The sequence below is a fragment of the Neotamlana nanhaiensis genome (assembly GCF_000943555.1).
Taxonomy (GTDB): Bacteria; Bacteroidota; Bacteroidia; order Flavobacteriales; family Flavobacteriaceae; genus Neotamlana; species Neotamlana nanhaiensis.
Genome location: NZ_JTDV01000003.1, coordinates 254564 through 272303, shown reverse-complemented (window position 1 = coordinate 272303; position 17740 = coordinate 254564). Strand labels below are relative to the sequence as shown.

Here is a 17740-nt window from a genome sequence, read left to right as displayed (position 1 = left end):
GGTAGGGTAACGCCCAAAATAAATACAACATGAGTAAAATATATCCGCCTATAAACTTTAAACAATGGATTGAAGACAACCGTCACTTACTTAAACCACCTGTTGGGAACAAAGTGGTTTGGAAAGATGGCGATTTTATAATTATGGTGGTTGGCGGTCCAAATAGCCGTAAAGATTATCACTATAACGAAACTCCTGAATTTTTCTATCAAATTGAAGGTGATATTACTTTAAAGGTAATCGATAAAGGCACTCCAAAAGATATTCTAATAAAAGAAGGCGACATTTTTTTACTGCCGCCTAAAGTACCGCATTCACCGCAACGTGGTGCCAATACCGTTGGCCTCGTTATAGAATATCCACGAGATAAAGGCGTACAAGATGCGTTACTTTGGTTTTGCGAACATTGTACTACAAAACTTTATGGTGAAGATTTTACTTTAGACAATATTGAAACCGATATGCCTAAAATTTTCGATAAATATTATGGCGACATTAACAAACGTACTTGCCCTAATTGTGGTGAAGTAATGCAGCCTCCTAAAAAAGTTAAAATTGAAGACTAACGCTTATTAACGCAGCAAAGAATTTTAGCACTTAAAGAAAACAACAAATTGCCACAACTAATGCCTTACAACCACGATATTAAACCATGAGTAAACGTAAATTAAGAATTAATGGCCATTCGCATTTATTACCTTATCCAGAAGAAATTCCAGATTTTATGCGCGATAAAGGTATTTTTTGGGTAGATAAAGACCGAAAATTTATGTTGCAAAAAGACTGGAATAGGCCTATTACCGATTCGAGTTTCTTTTTACATGAAAAGCTTGCGTGGATGGAGCGTAATAAAATTGATCATGCTGTTGTTTTAAACCTTTCGCAACTTTACGGTAATGGTTTACGCTTAGAAGAAATGAAGCAAGCGCTTCGTTTTCAAAACGATTTTAATGCCAAAATACAAGCCGAATACCCAAGTAAGTTTACCTGTGGTTTTGTAGTCCATCCTGGTTATGTTCGCGGAGCCTGTTGGGAAATTGAGCGCTGCGTTGAAGAACTTAATATGCGTTTGTTGTGTTTACCAACACATTATATGGACACCATTGGTACATGGCGAAGTATTTTTGATGAAGAAAATGCTCGTATTTTTGAGCTCGCCGATAAATATGGTTTAGCCATTGAAATCCATCCTTACGATGGCGAAAAATTTATTAAATTACAAAATACCTCTTGGAGATTTCACCTAATTTGGATGTTGGCACAATGTGCCGACGCGTATCACTTTTTTACTCTAAATGGCATGCAAGACAAATATCCAAATACCAGAACTTGTTTTGCTCATGGTGGGCAATTGGCACAAATTAATTTAGGTCGACGCATACAAGGTTTTGATGGCAGACCCGATTTGTTTGAAGGCAAACACCACCCTAGAAAAGCCGTTGGGCATAAAAATATATTTTTTGATACACTGGTTCATGATACTGGTTCGTTACAACTACTCATTAAAAACCAAGGCTCTAAACAAGTGCTTATGGGGTTAGACGACCCTTACCCATTAGGTGAAATGGAAAGTGCGAAACAATCGTCGTACCCCGGTAAAATTTTAGATTTGGCTATGGAACGCGATATTATTACCGAAACCGAACGCGATGCCATTTGGGAAGACAACGTATTACAATGGTTATTTGGTGATGATGTTGAGGCTAAAAACAGTTTAGTAAATAAAATTTTAGGACAGTAAGCTCTATATCGACTTGGTTTTTGCTATTAAAAACTCAAAAATCAAGTTAAATCGATAGAAAGAAACAACTGAAGCTTTTCTCGGTTTGAGATGACTAGATGTGTACTCCTTTCTATCGAAATAACAGTTTAATTTTATGTTTATAAATTAGATTTTAGTTTTGAAATAGTAAACTTATTCTAGACTACTTTAAATAACTATTCAACAATACTTTTACCTTTTCTGGACTTCTTAAATCGCTTGTATTGTCTTTTACAACATTGCCGCTTTTATCGATTAATAAATAATGAGGAATACCTGTTATATTAAATTTACTTTGTAGGTAGTTCCATTGGTCTTGCGAAACTCTGTAATGCTCTCCTTTTATATCTGGAATCATGTTATCGTATGTTGTTTCAGGAGAACTTGGGTTTGTTATGTAAATAAATGCAACCTCTTTGTCTTTAAAATCTTCCTTTAACGGCGCAATTCTTTTTATTCCATTACGACATGGCCCACACCAGGTTGCCCAAAAATCTACATACAACACATTCCCTTTATATTTAGAGATTATAGCATCAAACACCTTATCTGCTTCGGTTTTTGGAGTATTGTTCGCTATAAAACCCTCTTTGTTTTTATTAGCTTCTATTTTTGCTATTAATTTGTCGTTCTCTATTTCAATAACATTAGAAATTAGAGAATCGTGTATTTTTTGTTGAGTTTCTTTAAGCTCGTCTTCTGTAAAAGGTACAAACGTGCGAGAAAGGTTTCCTAAAACTTCTTGAGCCATAAGCACCTTTGCCGAAAATGTATCGCCGTAATTCTCCTGTATAGTGTTCAACATTTTGGTTTGTAATTGATTTTTCACATAGTTATCAATATGCGATTTATATTTATCCATAAAGGCTTGAATTTGACTGTTAGTTGCTTCAGTATAAAACGCCTTGAAAGCAGCTTGTTCTTCTTTGGTTATTAAATTCTTTGAGGCTTCATGATATTCGCGCTCTTCATGGGTAAATGTGACATCAGCTTTTTTTGTTTTAGATAGTGCTTCTATTTTATCTAAATCAAAAGGAGACCCATTAAATATTTCTTTTCGTTCTTCTTCATTTAGTTTTTGATATAGCGCTCCTATCTTTTGCCCCACACTTCTAATCATATTCATATTGGCCGCATTGAAATCATCTCGTCTCTTAATAACTGCCGCATTTTCTTCTCTGAACTTTTTATCGCGCTTTATCAAATCTTCATCGTCTTCAGAAAAACTCACATTTTTAGTTTGAAGTAAATCAACTAATTCCATAAAATTAGGATGTGTAACACTGATATCTTTTCTTACATGCCTTAAAAACCTTAAACGATTAAGAAATGAACTGTAAGAAGATGCTAAAACAGCACTTTTATTATTTAAAATTTCTGGCGTTATAAATTTTGTGAATGTCTTATCTATGTTCGCACTATCTTGATACGGTGTGTTATTATACATATCGTAACCCAAAGCGAGCATATAACTTCTGTATGTTAAATCTTGACGTAATAATTGTTGCGCCTGCTTACTTACAAACCTATGTTTAGAAACGCTATCTACTTGAGCTATTTGATTATCGACTATTTTAAAAGCTTCACTTTTAAATCCTTGAGGCGTAAACGTTTTTACATTTCTAGTTAAATTATTAAGCTGGTTATTAAACACCAAATGATTTAGGCTTGCAAAATCTGTATTTAACTGCTTTAAGTCGCCTGCGAAATAGCCTTTAGTCCTGTCGTTACTATTTATAAATTGCCACGTTGTTTTACCTGGTTCTACAAAAACAGTATTATAAAACCCAGGAAGTGTCACATAAATTTGTTGTAAGTGATAACTAGGAAATTCTACCGAAAAACTACCATCTTCCTTTATTTCTATAATATAGGAATCTTGATTTCCTGTAAACACATTATCTACAGCTACAGACCCCGTTTTTTGATCGCTATCACTAAAATTCGTTATAATTCCCGAATAAGTTGCTGTACCATAATTTACTACGTCGCCCTCTATTAGAGTTTCTTGAGTATCTAATTTGAAATTAGGATTATCTACTTTACTTTTCCCAAAAACTTCAAACTTATTTTTATTAAAGGCAAAACTTACAGTCTCACCCTTATTCGGTTTGGCATAAATTATTTTTTCTGTACCATCCTTTTCCAAGATTAACACATATCTCTTTCCTTTCTGCTTTACTGTTTTATACTTCCAGATGGCTTTGTCTACAACGGCATAATTGTAATAAAAACTATGCGACCAAAGGTTAGAACCTCTTTGATGCAACCAATCACCGCGTAGCTCCATAGGCACAATTGATGCCATATAGCCCTCAAGATCTTTTATTCTGGTATTAGGATAGGTTTTGTTGACTTTATACAAAGCGCCATAGGCTCCATTAAACCCAATATTAGTATAATTTGCTCCCCACTTTTTAAAATAGAACATTCTATAATCTCTGTTGCGTTTTACAACAAAACGATATTCGTTTTCTGAGTTGGAATTGAAGGCAATAACGTTTTCTATATTGTAACTTTGACCACGAAAGATGAATTGATTGTTGGTTAAATCGAACTCTAAATTATTTTCCCCATCTGTGGTATACCATGTGTTTTTTATAGTATCTGGTACTTCTGCCCAACTAGAATGTTCGCTATTACTGGGTAATTCCCGCGACACATAAGTTGCTACAGGGCTATCGCCGCGCTTTAATTTTATAGAGTCTTTGTTTATTACTGTTATCTCACCTTTTAATTTACGTTCTAGATTATCTTTAGCAGAAAAACTATAAGTAGAATCGTTTACTTTATTTACTTCCTGAAAAACAAATGCTGAATATCCGTATTCAATAAAATCTTGATGAATTAAAACACCTTTATAATTTTGAGAGCTACTTTCGGTATACCATTCGCCCGAAATTGATTCTGGTAGTTTGTTTTGTGAAAATGCTTGACTAGTAAAAGCCATAAAAAGCATATTTAACAAGGTCGTTTTAATTGTGGTGGTTTTAATCATGATTTTATAGTTGAAAATTTATATTGTTCGTTTTTAATAACTTACATACTTACTAAAGTAAATTAATTCACACAAATAAGTGTCTCATTTAAAATAAAAGTTACATGCTTTAGTGCTTTTTTTTAAACTAAACACGTAATGACTAACCTGTTACCAAACATACACTTGAAATTTACGTTGAAAAACAAATTTCTGACGAACTGCACATATTAATATTAAGTTACTTGAAATGATATTAAATAATTAGAAAAACAATAATTTTGTCTTATCAATACCTTTGAAATTTAAACTATGCATTTTATTCCCGAAGCACTCGATGATTACGTTGTTGCGCATTCTGAAAACGAACCAGAATTATTGCAACAGCTTACCCGAGAAACCTATCAAAAAATATTACAGCCACGTATGTTGAGTGGTCAATATCAAGGCAGATTGTTAAGTATGATTTCGAAACTGGTAAACCCTAAAAACATCTTAGAAATTGGTACTTACACAGGTTATTCTGCCTTGTGTTTAGCTGAAGGTATGCAAAGTGAAGGCGAATTGCACACTATTGATGTTAATGAAGAATTATACGATTTTCAAAGAAAGTATTTTGATAAATCGGGTTACGGAAAGCAAATACATCAGCATTTAGGAAATGCGCTAAACATTATTCCAGAGCTAGACAGAACATTTGATTTGGTTTTTATTGATGCTGATAAAGATAACTACTCAAACTACTTTAACTTAATTATTGATAAGCTAAACACTGGCGGTATTATTTTATCGGATAATGTATTATGGAGCGGTAAAATTTTAGACAAAACCTTTAAAAAAGACGATACTTCAACGCCCGCCTTAATTGCTTACAATGCCTTATTAAAAAACGATACTCGGGTTGAAACGGTATTACTCCCCATTAGAGATGGCCTAACCATAAGTAGAAAAGTATAATTTTAAGATACATTTTCTAAATTTAAATTACCACTACTATTAGACTGTATAAGTGTTTCAATTATTTGATAAAATTCATAATTATCGAATGGTTTGGTAATAATATCGGTAAAACCTATGGTATCTTTTTCATTTGCTATTTCTTCAATATTTGCTGCGGTTAAAGCAATTATGGGTATATTTTGGTTAAACTTTCTAATTAGTATTGTTGCATCTTTACCATTCATTATTGGCATATTAATATCCATTAAAATGAGGTTATAACGCTTATTTTTTGCAGCTTCAAGAGCCTCTTTACCATTTTCTACAACATCACATTGAAAACCTTTTTTGGTTAACAAATTTTTAGTTACTACCTGGTTAATTTTATTGTCTTCAGCAATTAAAATATTATAATCACGAATAGGGATACCAACAAATTGTGTTTTGTTGTTTAATTTATTTTGTTTTGGGTTAGCCCCTAGAGCTTCAACAGCTATTTTAAAATCAATATCAAAACTTATTTTGGTTCCAATACCAACTTCACTTTTAATTTTAATTTTACTTCCAAATAACTCAACTAAATTTTTTGTAATAGAAAGTCCCAAACCAGTGCCTTGATAATTTAAATTACTGTTTTCTAGTTGTGAAAACTTATCAAAAACACTATCAATTTTATCTTCAGGAATCCCTTTACCAGTATCTTCTACCTCAAAGCAAAGGGTTACGTTTTCATGGTTTAAACTTTGTAATTTTACTCTTAAATTAATTTCACCATTGGTTGTAAACTTTATGCTATTGCTCATAAGGTTTATTAAAATTTGAGATAGTCTTACCTTATCGCATTTAATAAATTTGGGTACCAAATTATCAACAGACCCTATAATTTTATTTGTTGAATTTTCTACTCCAAAATTAAAGGACTTCACAATTTCGTTAACTAAAACTCTAATATTTACCGAGGTATTTTTAAGTGTAATTTTATTGGCTTCCATTTTGCCAACCTCTAAAATATCGTTTATTAAGTTTAACAAATAATCACCAGAATATTTAAGCGACTTTAAATACTTTCTATCGGAGCTATCTAAATTATTTTTTTCCAGTAATAATGAGGTTATACCTGTTACGCCATACAAAGGTGTTCGTAATTCGTGCGATACATTCGAAATAAACTTACTTTTAAGCTCTGCCGTTTTAATTGCAGCATTTTTTTCTATTTTAAGTTGAATATTATTGGCATGTAATGCCCTACTCTGTTTAGTTTTGGTATCGTAACTTTTCCAAATAACCAAAATGATAAGTAGCATGAGTAAAAGTATTACCACGTTTATATTGTTTACTCTTTTAAACTTATTGGTTATAGCTTCTTGTTGTAAACGTTTAGCAGCTTCTATTTGTGCGTCGTTTTTATAGTCTTCTATTAAAAACTTAGTTTTAGTTATAACATCATTTTTTTCGTAGTTAGATTTTTGAAGTATTTGGTTGTATTTTCTATGCTTTAATAAATTCTGATAGGCTTCTTCGATATTATTTATTTTATCGTACAACAACGATAAATTATAATACGTTTTACTTAATAAAACTAAAGAATTATGTGATGTCTCATCTGCTAAAAAATGAGCTGTTGCATTATATTTTAATATAGCTTTATTATAAAGGGCGTTTTTAAAATAATATTCGCCATAAACAAAATTATAGAGAGCATTTATTTTAGGAGAAATTTGTGAAGTATTAAAATAGTGGCTTACCTTAAGTAATTCAACAAATGCTTTATCTAACGTGCCACTATCAATATATAATTCACTTAAAGTGATCTTAACTACAAAGTCAAGTTCTACAAATTTACTTTTACTCTTAGCGTTTACATCTATTAAATTTTTACTACTATAATTTAACGCTTTATTTAAGTAACTTTCGCTTGCACTAAATAACTTATTAGTTTTAGAAATTTTACCTAAATTTAAATACACATTGGTAAATAAATAATTGTCTGTAATTTTACTTTCTAAAGCAACAGCTTCTTTATAATAAGTTTCTGCTGATTTATAATCTTCCATTAAACCATAAATTCTACCTATATTATAACTAGCAATGGCGCTACCATGAAAATCGTTTATGGAGTCGCATGTAGATTTTGCTTTTAAAAAATTTTTAAACGAATTTACAATATTAGTGTTTAACGCGTAAAATTGGGGAGCACTTTCGTTATCTATTATTTTAATTCTATGATTATCTTGAGCTGTACTGCAAAAAACAGTAAAAAGAATTAAGAATGTTAATTTATATTTTTTCATAGCAGTATAAAATTAAATCTATACAAAAATAGAGCTATGAAATACTTCCATTACAAATAATCGACAATTGAGAGTTTAATACCTGTTAAACGAAGTTTATTATCGACGAATAGAAATTGTTAATTTTACAGTTTTAGTTACTTATGAAGCCTTTACGACTCTTAAATTAGCGTTACCTTGAGATTCTACCGTTTTAACTTTAGCTACATTAGTCTTTTGAATGTTTTCTGAAATAACTTGAAAGAACTCGTAATTATCAAAAGGTTTAATAATATAATCGTTAAAACCAATGTCTTTACAATTTTTACTTATATCTTCAATATCGGCAGCAGTAAGCGCTATTATTGGAATTTCGGAATTAAAACGTCTTACGGCTTTTGTAGCTTCATTACCATTCATTATTGGCATATTAATATCCATTAAAACTAAATCGTAATGGTTATTGCGTATTTCTTCTAAGGCTTTTTGGCCATTATCGACAATTGTGCAACTATAACCCTGTTTTGTTAATAAACTTCTAGTAACTACTTGATTAATTTTATTGTCTTCGGCTACTAAAATTTTAATACCATTTTCTTTATTAACGGCATTATTTTTAACCGATTTAGCTTCAGGTTTCTTAACTGTATTTAAATTATCTAAATCAAAATTAAGTTCGAAGCTTATTTTGGTACCTACATTAACTTCGCTCTCTAATTTAATATCACCTCCAAACAAGTTTACTAAATTTTTAGTAATTGAAAGCCCTAACCCAGTACCTTGATAATTTAAATTACTTTCTTCAATTTGCGAGAAGTTTTCAAAAATTGTATCGAATTTCTCTTTCGGTATACCAATACCATTATCTTCAACTTCAAAACGAAGTCCTACTTTGTTATCGTTTTTACTTAACAATACTACATTTAATTTAATAATACCGTTAGATGTAAATTTTACGCTATTACCAATTAGGTTAATTAAAATTTGAGACAATCGTACTTTATCGCACTTTATAAAATGTGGTACGTAACTATCAATATTTAATTGTAGTTTGTTATTAGTTTCTTCTAAACGGTAGCTAAATGTATTTACAATGTTGTTTAACATTTCTGATAAGTTTACCGAAACATTTTTAATTTCAACTTTTTGAGCTTCCATTTTACTAACCTGTAAAATATCGTTAATAAGATTTAACAAATAATCGCCAGAATACTTTAAGGAATTTAAGTATTTTTTATCGGCAACATTTAAATCGTTTTTTTCTAATAATAGCGATGTAATACCTACCACACCGTAAAGAGGTGTTCTTAACTCGTGAGAAACGTTTGATATGAATTTACTTTTTAATTCGGCCGTTTTTACAGCTTTATTCTTAGCTATTTCAAGTTCGCTATTCTTTGCTTCAAGTGTATTACTTAATTTACGTTTAGACAGGTAATTGCTATAAATTATCGCAACAGAAAATAACAGTAAAACTAAGGTAATAATTATAGCAATGTTAATTTTTTTAAACTTATCGGCCACTTGCATCTGCTGTAACTTTTCGGCATTAGCTTTTTCGGCATTTGTTTTATAATCTTCAATTAAAAATTTTGATTTAGTAAGTAAATCTTGTTGATTTTTCTTTTTACTATCTAATTCATCCTTGTACTTATTATGTTCCAACAAGGTTAAATACGCCTCGGTACTTTTACCCGATTTTGCCAAAGCCATAGATAATTGCATGTAAACCTTACTTAATAATGGTAAGTTTTGCGTATTGTTTTCAAAAAACGGAATGGCCTTTCTAAAATTTTCAATGGCATTGTTAAACAACTCTTTTTTGGCATAATAAATACCAAACACATAATAATAATACCCTAAATAATATTTATCTATTTTTTTAGTTTCTAAGTTCGATTTTATTTTTAATAAACTAATTAATGCCGCTTCTAAATCGCCTTTAGAAATAAGCAAGTCGCATAAATTTAATTGTGCTTCAAAATAAACTTGCTCGGTTTTTTTACTTTCAGCATGACTTAATGTAGCATAATTTTTAGCAAATTTTAAAGTTTCATTAAAATAATAAGTTGCCTTTGCATAGTTAAATTCTTTGGTATGAATTTTTGCTAAATTTAAATAGGTGCTTGCCAACAAATAGTTGTCGTTTAAATTAACCAAAGATTCGAGAGTAGATTTGTAATACGATTTTGCCGAATCGTAATTCTCCATTAAATTATAAATATTTCCAATATTGAAATTTGCTAAAGCACTACCATAGTGGTCTTGAATTGAGTCTGATAGTTTTTTGGCTAGAACAAATTCTTTAAAGGCATTAACAATATGTTTATTTTCAAGATATTGCGTTGCCGAAGAATTAATATTATCAATGTCTTTGATAATTTCGCGTTCCTCTTTTCCAAAAGATAGCATAGAAAAGAATAGAAAACAATAAAGTAGGGCTGCTTTCATTTTGTAGGTTTATTAATAGTGATTTGGTACTTCAAATTTATTTTTAAAGTAAGAATCGCAACAATAAACTCGATAAAAAGCTTTATGTAACTGATTAATAGATGAAATACACATCGACGAATAGATAAACGACTAAATATTCCGTTTTACCGAGCCCGTAAAGTCCTCAAGATCATCTTTTACCTTCTCAAGTTCCTTTTTTACATCCGATGCTACACTGGTGTCTATACCATTGTTTTCGGCGGTTTTGGTAATTTCGTGTTTAATATCGTTTGTGGCATCTTTTAAAGTGCGCATGCCTTTCCCTAAACCACGTGCAATTTCTGGAAGTTTATCGGCACCAAAAACCATTATAGCAATAAAAAGAATGAATGCTATTTCTGGTCCGCTAATAAATAATAATGTAGGTTGCTGTATCACGATACAAATATACGTGTTGTTTTTGTTAGAATAAAAAAAGCCGATTAAAATTAATCGGCTTTAAAAAATATTTAAGAATTTATTATTCTTTTACTTGTTCCTTAAACTTATCGAAGTTATTTTTTTCTTCTCTTGGCCAAGCGTTATTTGATGTATCAACATCGGCAGTTTCTAAATCTGGATCAATTACAAAACCTGTAATTGCTTTTTCTGTTTTAAAAACTTTAGTGACCTCTTTGTCGTTATATCTCCATATTTGAGCTGGGAATGTTTTACGCTCTTTAGTACCATCTTCGTAAGTAATTTCTAAAATGATAGGCATTACGAGTCCGCCTGGTTTCTCGAAAGTAACTTCATAAAAATGTTTTGGAGCAGCTTTTAACGTTGCTTTTTGTTCAGCTGATAAGGTCGCTAAATAATCGTTTAACACGGCGAAGTCTGACGGATTTTTAGCATCACTTGGTACCACACCATTTTCTGCTTCAGCGTAATAAATTAATTTACCATCATACTCTTCAAGATTCATATTGTATCGCTTAGCCTGTTCTTTGGCTTGCTCTGTTGGCTTATCGGTTAAATAATATTCTTTAACTTCTTTCATACCAATATCGGTATAATCGGTAGTGTAAAACCATCCTCTCCAGAACCAATCTAAATCCATACCCGAAGCATCTTCCATCGATCTAAAGAAATCTTCAGGTGTTGGGTGTTTAAACATCCAACGTTGTGAATAGGTTCTAAACGCAAAATCGAATAATTCTGGCCCCATAATGGTTTGGCGTAGCATGTATAAACCAGCTGCAGGCTTTGTATATGCATTTGGTCCAAATTGATAAACGTAATCTCCTTGAGACATTATTGGCGAGATGTAATTTTGATCGCCGCCCATGTAAGGCACAATATCTTTTGGTAAGTTACCCGTAATAAAATTAGGGTCGTAATCTAACTCGGCTAAAGTTTCAACAAACGAGTTTAAACCCTCGTCCATCCACGTCCATTGGCGCTCATCACTATTTACAATCATTGGGAAAAAGTTGTGCCCAACCTCGTGGGTAATTACCCCAATCATACCGCGTTTAAGTCGCTCTGAATATGTTCCATCTTCGTTAGGACGCCCGTAGTTAAAACAAATCATTGGGTACTCCATACCTTGTCTTTCTGAGTGTACAGAAATAGCTTTGCTATATGGGTAATCGAAGGTTAATTTTGAATATTCCTCTAAAGTATTGGCAACAACACGAGTTGAATGCTCTTCCCAAAGCGGGTTACCTTCTTTTGGATATAATGAAATAGCCATTACGGTTTTACCATTAATATTAACGGCCATAGCATCGTAAATATATTTTCTTGATGAAGCAAAAGCATAATCGCGAACATTGTTAGCGGTAAAGTGCCAGGTTTTAGTTTTAGAGCTTCTACCCTTTTCGTTAACCTCAGCTTCTTCTTGTGTTACAATAAAAACAGGATCGGTAAAGGCTTTTTCTGCTTTTGCAAAACGCTTTAATTGTTCTTTAGTATAAACATCTTTAGGGTTTTGTAATTCTCCTGTAGCTTCTAAAATATGATCGGCAGGTGCCGTAATTTTAACATCGTAATCGCCAAACTCTAAGGCGAATTCGCTACGCCCCCAAAATTGCATGTTTTGCCATCCTTCAACATTATCGTAAACACATAAACGTGGGAAAAACTGAGCAATAGTGTAGTTTTTGTTTCCATCTGGAAAAGTTTCTAAACCAGAACGACCACCATCAACATTAATATCGTTAATATTATACCACCATTTAATGCTGAATTTAAACACCTCACCTGGAGCTAAAGGTTTCGATAGGTTTATACGCATCATCGTACGATTGATAGTATGGGATAATGCCGAACCGTTTTCGTTTTTAACATATTCTATATTAAAACCACCATCAAATCTATCTTTTAAATTAGATTTTGTAAATGATTGTGGCCCATTAAAAGGCGATCGAAAACTCTCTGAATTTGCATCGGGCGTTTTCGAGTCTTTAGCACGCATATTTTGGTCTAATTGCAACCATAAATACTCTAAATGATCTTTAGAGTTATTGTGATAGGTTATATTTTCTTCTCCAAAAATCTTATCGTTGTTTTCATCTAAACGAATATCCATAACATAATCCACCTTTTGTTGCGTATAGGCATAACCTGGAGCACCAGATGCCGTTCTGGTTTCGTTTGGTGTGGCCAATACATCTTTTAATTGTCTGAACTTGTTTTGGTCGGTATGACCTTGTGGCTTCGCTTGTTCTTGTGCAAATAAACTAGAAGACACAACAACAAATGAAAACAGTAAATAAGCTAGTTTTTTCATTGTTAGTTTTTTGAATTTTTAATGATTTTTGAATTTCGGCTAAAATAAGTTAAATTATTGTAACTAAAAACGCCTGAAATTAATAAATTTTCATCGTTTGAACTGCTTTTTAATTAAAATTTAACACGAAACTCCTGTTAGAAGTAGTGAGTACTTTGCTCTTTTGTTTCCCGTTTATTTTTGTTTTAATAATATTTTGCTGCTCCTTGTAAACATCAAACAAAATAGTATTACTAATATGGAGTGTTTTTATATTTTTCACATTTTCAACCTCTAAATAGCAACGTACAATATCGCCATCGTATTCCTTTCCAATAAAATGATAAGTAGTTGGATTGTTGTTAACTTTTAATGTAAATTTTTGATTTAGGTATTTTTCAATTAAAACATCACCGGCCTCGGGTTGGTTTATACCTGTTAGTGTAACAGATTTATCGTAGTTTTTACGTAAGGCTTGCTCTAAATCATCTATAAAAATTCGAGACGTAATTTGTAAAGCCTCTTTGCTTTGTATATAATTTACTTGTGTTACACTTAAGTAATATTTATGCCATGTAGTAAACGATAAAAGCATAAAAACACTAAGTAAAATAAGTACTTTGTTTATTTTCATAAATAAAATTTGTCGCTAATGTAACGCATTAAAAAACAAAAAACGTTCCAAAAAATTCTAATTTTTAGTAACCTGTAAGTTTTGCTGATATTGTTTGTATTTATATCGTAAAAATGCTAAAATCTCAAAATCGGTTTTATGCTTACAGCGTTTAATAAAATTTTCGTCGTCTGCACAAAAATAAAAGAAGTCTACGTGTAAACTTTCATCTAAAGGATTCGACAGAAAAAAATCTTTTGCTACACGCCCTTTTATACTTTGCATGAGTTCTTCCTTTTCTTCAATCTTCACACGCTTTTTAAGCATTTTTGTTCGTCCAGTAATAGCATTTATAACTGGTAAAATTGAAACCGAACCACCACCGCCCATAGAATTACCATTTAACTTAGGACTAAATTTTGAAGCTTCATCTAATCTACGTTCACTTTGTGTTGCTGGTTTACCAGTGTAACCTGGTATGCCAACGTCGTAAAAATTAATGGGTGGTTTACCTTTAATATTTTTTAAATCCGACATTAAATCGCCTGTTAAAAAATTACCTACCATAACCTCGTCTAACTCGTTTACCTGCTCTTCTAAATAAACTTTTACAGCTCTTAAATTTATAATACTTGAAGTCACTATTACACTGTGCGGTTTATGCTGAATAGACGAAAATTGTAAGGTATCGTTAAGTTTGGCCATTATTTTAAATTCGCCAACCACATTGGTAATTGTAAACTGATTTAAGTTTTTATTAATTACATGAATATTCTCAACATCGGCAGTACTTTCAACCCTACCCAAAATTTCAACAGACTGCGCTTTAACCATACTAAAATTACAAAGCGCTAGTAACAAAAACCCCAATTTAATTTTTCGCATTCTTGTTTAAAAACAATTTACTTTCAGCAAATAAAAATTCTAATAAATGTATTTCGTTTTCGGGCTTTAAAAGGTTTTCATCTAGGTTTTTAGTTTCTAAATGTGTAATAAAATCAGACACCTGTTCTTCAGGAATATTAAACGTTTGGTTTAAATAATCCACCGTATAAACATCTAGCACATCGTTAGGTAAATTGGTTTCGGTTACTTCTATATTATTTTTCTTCTTTTTAGCTTTAGGCTTTACAAACAGTCCAATAATTTTAACCAAATCAGGCAAATAATTTAAGGCATTCGGGTTTAATGTTGCTGTTAAATGATCTCGAATTACGCTATTATCAAATGCTTTATCCTCACTCATAGCTAAGGCATCCATATTACCAACATCCAATGGTTTTAAAGTTACCATTTTAACATTAGCAATATCGGTTTCCAAGTATCCCGACAAACCAGAATTAAGTGTTACAGCACTTAATTGATTTACTTGCTCTATTAACTGTATTTTTAAAGTCTTATTTTTTATCACGTCCTCGTCAACAATAACCGAAGCTGTTTGAAACTGTAATGCAGAAATTTCAATAACATCGCGCAAAGCAACCTTAATGGTAAATACCCCAAACTCGTCGGTGATAGTTCCTTGACTTGCCGATTTATTAAAAACAGTAACCGCTTCAACGTCGTTAGCTTCCGATAAAATAACGCCAGTAACCGTAATACGCTTAACCGACTGAGCAAAAATTAACATCGGGAAAACAACCGCAATAATTAAAAGTAATTTTGATTTCACACTAAAAATTTTTCTACCTTAAATTACGCAAATTATATCTTAAAAAAAAGGTAAAAGTCCTGTAATATTTTGTTAAAACCAATAATTAATTAAGTTTACACCAAAAGCAATTATATGAAAAACATTATACTCGCCAGTACATCGACCGTACACGGCGGCACTTATTTAGACTATATTTTACCAACGTTACAAGAACATTTTAAACATGCCAACAACATCCTTTTTATACCGTTCGCGCGCCCAGGCGGCATCACTCACGACGATTACACAAACATTGTAGCCACTGCATTTAAAAAAATAAACAAAACCGTTACAGGTTTACACACCTACCCAAACCCAACCGAAGCCATAACCCAAGCCGAAGCTATTTTTACTGGCGGCGGCAACACCTTTGTTTTAACCAATCAACTTTACGTAAATAACTTAATAACGCCACTACAAAATGCAGTAAAAAACGGCACACCATATTTAGGCACCAGCGCAGGAAGTAATATTTGCGGGCTTACTATAAAAACCACAAACGATATGCCCATTGTTTACCCGCCAAGTTTTAATGCATTAGCCTTGATGCCGTTTAATATAAACCCGCATTACCTCGATCCCGACACCAATAGCAAGCACATGGGCGAAACCCGAGAAACACGCATAAAAGAATTTCATTTTTACAATACACCACCCGTTGTAGGATTACGCGAAGGCAGTTGGCTAGAAGTAAAAGGCAACCAAATAACACTAATGGGTAACCTACACGCCCGAATATTCGAGTATAACAAAACGCCATACGAGGTTGCTCCAAAAACCAACTTAAGCCAATTAAAATAATTTGGGCGTGCCCCCGACCCGATTTGGCGGAGTCGGGGTCGGGCTATACGTTACAAGTCCGCGCTCGTACCTCGCTGTGGGCTTTTCACTGCTATCCCTTACGCGGAAGTTACGCCACCCACCAACTTTAGAGTAAATTTTTGAACAATCTACTCCTTAACTTCAACTCAAAAAAACTTAGTAAACAGAAACTTTTTGGCATAAAAAAACACCATCGGTTTTCGACAGTGTTTCTTGAGAGGGAGACCGGGTTCCCTTCGGCTGCGCTCAGGATAAACTTCTCACCCTTAATTTGAGTAAACAGAAACTTTTTGGCATAAAAAAACACCACCGGTTTTCGATAGTGTTTCTTGAGCGGGAGACCGGGTTCCCTTCGGCTGCGCTCAGGATAAACTTCTCACCCTTAATTTGAGTAAACAGAAACTTTTTGGCATAAAAAAACACCACCGGTTTTCGATAGTGTTTCTTGAGCGGGAGACCGGGTTCCCTTCGGCTGCGCTCAGGATAAACTTCTCACCCTTAATTTGAGTAAACAGAAACTTTTTGGCATAAAAAAACACCACCGGTTTTCGATAGTGTTTCTTGAGCGGGAGACCGGGTTCCCTTCGGCTGCGCTCAGGATAAACTTCTCACCCTTAATTTGAGTAAACAGAAACTTTTTGGCATAAAAAAACACCACCGGTTTTCGATAGTGTTTCTTGAGCGGGAGACCGGGTTCCCTTCGGCTGCGCTCAGGATAAACTTCTCACCCTTAATTTGAGTAAACAGAAACTTTTTGGCATAAAAAAACACCACCGGTTTTCGATAGTGTTTCTTGAGCGGGAGACCGGGTTCCCTTCGGCTGCGCTCAGGATAAACTTCTCACCCTTAATTTGAGTAAACAGAAACTTTTTGGCATAAAAAAACACCACCGGTTTTCGATAGTGTTTCTTGAGCGGGAGACCGGGTTCGAACCGGCGACATTCAGCTTGGAAGGCTGACGCTCTACCAACTGAGCTACTCCCGCCTTAATAAGTGGCTGCAAATATAAAAACTCCTCGTAGTTCTGCAAAATTTTTACAGCTTTTTTAAAAAATGATAGCCTAAAATATTAAACCCTTCATTGTAATAAAATTTATGCGATGCGTAATTAGTTGAATATGTGTTTAATTCGACTGTTTCACAACCTTTACTTTTTACATAATTATAAATCCAATTAAAAAATTTCTTCCCTAAACCTTGGCTACGATACACTTCATCAATAAAAACATGATCCACCTCAACACTTTTTCCTGCATAATGGCGCGTACAAAACCATAAGCCGCATATGCCAATTAATTTATCTTCATCAAAAACTGCAGCACATTCATAATTTTGATTTGCCATTTCTAAAATGCGTTCTTTTAAAATAGTAGCAGGTATTTTATAATCGTTTAGTTTTTCTACTAACGGCACAATGCTTTCGATTTGTTGCTTATCTAAAATTGTAAAATTAAAAGCCATAAATATTTTTTGTGTTAA

At 32.7% G+C, this 17740-nt stretch carries 13 protein-coding genes and 1 tRNA gene; 4 read left to right on the top strand and 10 right to left on the bottom strand.

Features of this window, described 5'->3' with window-relative positions; all coding sequences use genetic code 11:
* Positions 1-29: 29 nt before the first annotated feature.
* Both PK35_RS06650 and PK35_RS06645 read left to right on the top strand, forming a co-directional pair.
* Entirely contained in the window at positions 30-566 is a 537-nt protein-coding gene (locus tag PK35_RS06650; RefSeq protein WP_044625913.1) for a 3-hydroxyanthranilate 3,4-dioxygenase, read from the top strand.
* A gap of 86 nt (positions 567-652) precedes the next feature.
* On the top strand, positions 653-1741 hold the full coding sequence (locus tag PK35_RS06645) for an amidohydrolase family protein (RefSeq protein ID WP_044625912.1): 1089 nt from the start codon (positions 653-655) through the stop codon (positions 1739-1741).
* Between the two features lie 184 nt (positions 1742-1925).
* On the opposite strand, the gene PK35_RS06640 is transcribed toward PK35_RS06645, so the two are convergent.
* A complete protein-coding gene (locus PK35_RS06640; RefSeq protein WP_044625911.1) occupies positions 1926-4760 on the bottom strand; it encodes a thioredoxin-like domain-containing protein in 2835 nt (944 codons plus the stop codon).
* 291 nt (positions 4761-5051) lie between these two features.
* On the opposite strand from PK35_RS06640, the gene PK35_RS06635 reads away from it, so the two are divergent.
* Entirely contained in the window at positions 5052-5696 is a 645-nt protein-coding gene (locus tag PK35_RS06635; RefSeq protein ID WP_044625910.1) for an O-methyltransferase, read from the top strand.
* Positions 5697-5698: 2 nt separating this feature from the next.
* On the opposite strand, the gene PK35_RS06630 is transcribed toward PK35_RS06635, so the two are convergent.
* The 7 genes from PK35_RS06630 to PK35_RS06600 all read right to left on the bottom strand — a co-directional run bounded on the left by PK35_RS06630 (position 5699) and on the right by PK35_RS06600 (position 15418).
* Positions 5699-7969 carry a tetratricopeptide repeat-containing hybrid sensor histidine kinase/response regulator gene (locus PK35_RS06630; RefSeq protein ID WP_052825906.1) on the bottom strand — a complete coding sequence of 757 codons (2271 nt, stop codon included), beginning with the start codon at positions 7967-7969 and terminating at the stop codon, positions 5699-5701.
* Between the two features lie 141 nt (positions 7970-8110).
* A complete protein-coding gene (locus PK35_RS06625; RefSeq protein WP_082048536.1) occupies positions 8111-10399 on the bottom strand; it encodes a tetratricopeptide repeat-containing hybrid sensor histidine kinase/response regulator in 2289 nt (762 codons plus the stop codon).
* A gap of 132 nt (positions 10400-10531) precedes the next feature.
* Complete coding sequence (locus PK35_RS06620; RefSeq protein WP_044625909.1) at positions 10532-10819, bottom strand: Sec-independent protein translocase subunit TatA/TatB; 288 nt, start codon at positions 10817-10819, stop codon at positions 10532-10534.
* Positions 10820-10901: 82 nt separating this feature from the next.
* On the bottom strand, positions 10902-13154 hold the full coding sequence (locus PK35_RS06615) for a M1 family metallopeptidase (RefSeq protein WP_044625908.1): 2253 nt from the start codon (positions 13152-13154) through the stop codon (positions 10902-10904).
* A gap of 109 nt (positions 13155-13263) precedes the next feature.
* Positions 13264-13767, bottom strand: a complete 504-nt coding sequence (locus PK35_RS06610) for a DUF6702 family protein (RefSeq protein WP_044625907.1) — start codon at positions 13765-13767, stop codon at positions 13264-13266.
* 57 nt (positions 13768-13824) lie between these two features.
* Entirely contained in the window at positions 13825-14631 is an 807-nt protein-coding gene (locus PK35_RS06605) for a peptidase associated/transthyretin-like domain-containing protein (RefSeq protein WP_044625906.1), read from the bottom strand.
* Positions 14618-15418, bottom strand: a complete 801-nt coding sequence (locus tag PK35_RS06600; RefSeq protein WP_044625905.1) for a hypothetical protein — start codon at positions 15416-15418, stop codon at positions 14618-14620. Before PK35_RS06600 ends, PK35_RS06605 begins: the two co-directional genes overlap by 14 nt.
* Before the next feature lie 114 nt (positions 15419-15532).
* Between PK35_RS06600 and pepE the strand changes: the two genes are divergently transcribed.
* On the top strand, positions 15533-16240 hold the full coding sequence (pepE, locus tag PK35_RS06595; RefSeq protein ID WP_044625904.1) for a dipeptidase PepE: 708 nt from the start codon (positions 15533-15535) through the stop codon (positions 16238-16240).
* Positions 16241-17173: 933 nt separating this feature from the next.
* Here pepE and PK35_RS06590 read toward each other — a convergent pair.
* Together PK35_RS06590 and PK35_RS06585 are read right to left on the bottom strand one after the other, a co-directional pair.
* Positions 17174-17246: transfer RNA gene (locus tag PK35_RS06590), tRNA-Gly, on the bottom strand.
* A gap of 50 nt (positions 17247-17296) precedes the next feature.
* Positions 17297-17722, bottom strand: a complete 426-nt coding sequence (locus tag PK35_RS06585; RefSeq protein ID WP_044625903.1) for a GNAT family N-acetyltransferase — start codon at positions 17720-17722, stop codon at positions 17297-17299.
* Between the last annotated feature and the right edge of the window lie 18 nt (positions 17723-17740).

Excerpts from the sequence above, each read along its gene's own strand:
- PK35_RS06585 (WP_044625903.1), bottom strand. The coding sequence starts at position 17,722 with ATGGCTTTTAATTTTACAATTTTAGATAAGCAACAAATCGAAAGCATT.
- PK35_RS06630 (WP_052825906.1), bottom strand. The coding sequence starts at position 7,969 with ATGAAAAAATATAAATTAACATTCTTAATTCTTTTTACTGTTTTTTGC.
- PK35_RS06610 (WP_044625907.1), bottom strand. The coding sequence starts at position 13,767 with ATGAAAATAAACAAAGTACTTATTTTACTTAGTGTTTTTATGCTTTTA.
- PK35_RS06640 (WP_044625911.1), bottom strand. The coding sequence starts at position 4,760 with ATGATTAAAACCACCACAATTAAAACGACCTTGTTAAATATGCTTTTT.
- PK35_RS06635 (WP_044625910.1), top strand. The coding sequence starts at position 5,052 with ATGCATTTTATTCCCGAAGCACTCGATGATTACGTTGTTGCGCATTCT.
- pepE (WP_044625904.1), top strand. The coding sequence starts at position 15,533 with ATGAAAAACATTATACTCGCCAGTACATCGACCGTACACGGCGGCACT.
- PK35_RS06615 (WP_044625908.1), bottom strand. The coding sequence starts at position 13,154 with ATGAAAAAACTAGCTTATTTACTGTTTTCATTTGTTGTTGTGTCTTCT.
- PK35_RS06650 (WP_044625913.1), top strand. The coding sequence starts at position 30 with ATGAGTAAAATATATCCGCCTATAAACTTTAAACAATGGATTGAAGAC.
- PK35_RS06605 (WP_044625906.1), bottom strand. The coding sequence starts at position 14,631 with ATGCGAAAAATTAAATTGGGGTTTTTGTTACTAGCGCTTTGTAATTTT.
- PK35_RS06645 (WP_044625912.1), top strand. The coding sequence starts at position 653 with ATGAGTAAACGTAAATTAAGAATTAATGGCCATTCGCATTTATTACCT.
- PK35_RS06625 (WP_082048536.1), bottom strand. The coding sequence starts at position 10,399 with ATGAAAGCAGCCCTACTTTATTGTTTTCTATTCTTTTCTATGCTATCT.